This is a genomic window from Alcanivorax sp. HI0083 (assembly GCF_001635175.1).
In genome coordinates this window covers 1-2046 of sequence record NZ_LWFX01001195.1, presented here as the reverse complement: position 1 = coordinate 2046, position 2046 = coordinate 1, and the positions used below count along the sequence as shown (strand labels likewise).

Here is a 2046-nt window from a genome sequence, read left to right as displayed (position 1 = left end):
GGCCCAGGGTGGCCGGGAGCACTTTGATATTACGGTACTGTGTGCCGAGCCGCTGCCGGCCTATGACCGCGTAGGGCTGACCAGTTACTTTTCCGGCAAGACCGCCGACGACCTGTCGCTGGTGCCGGAAGGTTTTTTTGAAGAGCACGACATTACGCTGAAACTGAATACCAAGGTGGACGCGATTGATCGGGCGGCTAAAACAGTCACCACCAACACCGGTGAGACCCTGCCTTATGACAAGGTGGTTCTGGCCACCGGTTCCTATCCGTTTGTGCCGCCGATCCCCGGTAACGATCGCGAGAACTGTTTTGTGTACCGCACCATCGACGACCTGGATGCCATGATTGCCGCCAGTAAAACCGGCAAGGTGGGCACGGTTGTCGGTGGCGGCCTGCTGGGCCTGGAAGCGGCCAAGGCGCTTCACGATCTGGGCCTGGAGACCCATGTGGTGGAATTCGCCCCGCGCCTGATGGCCGTGCAGGTGGATGACTTTGGTGGCGGCCTGCTGAAAGACAAGATTCAGGAACTGGGCGTTACCGTGCACACCAGCACCGGCACCCAGGATATTGTCGACGGCGAAAGCTGCACACACCGCATGAATTTCGGTGACGACAAACATCTGGAAACGGATGTGATTGTTTTCTCCGCGGGCATTCGTCCCCAGGACGAACTGGGCCGGGCCTGCGAGCTGGCCATTGGCGAACGCGGCGGCATCGTGGTCAACAACCACTGCGTGACCTCCGACGAAGATATCTATGCCATTGGTGAAGTGGCGCTGTGGGAAGGTCGCATCTTTGGCCTGGTGGCGCCGGGGTACCAGATGGCGGAGGTGGCCGCTGAACACCTGATGGGCAAGGCCGAACAGCAGTTTGCCGGTGCGGACATGAGCACCAAGCTGAAACTGATGGGCGTGGATGTGGCGTCCATTGGGGATGCCCACGGCAACACCCCCGGTTGTCGCAGCACCGTGTTCATGGACCAGACCGCCGGTATCTACAAGAAGGCGGTAATCAGTGAGTGCGGCAAGAAACTGTTGGGCGCGGTGCTGGTGGGTGATGCCGCAGATTACGGCAACCTGTTGCAGCTTTGCCTGAACGAAATGGATCTGCCCGGTGATCCGTCTGCGCTGGTGGCGCCCATGTCTGATGGTGCGCCGCTGCTGGGCGCCGATGCGCTGCCTGACACGGCGCAGATCTGTTCCTGTAATAACGTTTCCAAAGGCGATTTGTGTGCCGCCATCGACGGTGGCGCCCAGACCGTGGGTGACCTGAAAGCCTGCACCAAGGCATCGGCTACCTGTGGCGGTTGTTCCGCGCTGGTGAAGCAGGTGCTGGACAGCGAGCTGGAAAAACGTGGTGTGGAAGTGAACAACCACATTTGCGAACACTTCGCGTATTCCCGCCAGGAAATCTACCACCTGGTACGCGTCGGGCAGATCACCACCTTTGACGAGCTGCTGGAAAAACACGGTAGCGGTGATGGCTGTGACATCTGTAAGCCGACCGTGGCCAACGTGCTGGCTTCCTGCTGGAACGACTGGGTACTCAACAAACCCCATGCCGGGCTGCAGGACACCAACGATTATTTCCTGGGCAACATGCAGCGCGACGGCACCTATTCCATCGTGCCGCGCGTGGCGGGCGGTGAAATCACCCCGGACAAACTGATCGTGCTGGGGGAAGTGGCCAAGCAATACGATCTTTATACCAAGATCACCGGCGGCCAGCGGGTGGATTTGTTTGGTGCCCGTGTCGAGCAGTTGCCGGAAATCTGGAAAATCCTGGTGGATGCCGGTTTTGAAACCGGGCACGCCTACGGTAAATCCCTGCGTACGGTGAAATCCTGTGTGGGCTCCACCTGGTGTCGCTACGGGGTGAAAGACTCCGTGGGCACCGCCATTCAGGTAGAGGATCGCTACAAGGGCTTGCGCAGCCCACACAAGATCAAGATGGCAGTGAGTGGTTGTACCCGCGAGTGCGCGGAAGCGCAAAGCAAGGACGTGGGCGTGATCGCCACCGAGAAAGGCTGGAACCTGTATGTGTG

At 59.5% G+C, this 2046-nt stretch carries 1 protein-coding gene; it reads left to right on the top strand.

Features of this window, described 5'->3' with window-relative positions:
- Positions 1 to 2046 (top strand): nitrite reductase large subunit NirB (gene nirB, locus A3754_RS17295; RefSeq protein ID WP_063520695.1); only part of this gene is annotated, 2046 nt, incomplete at both ends.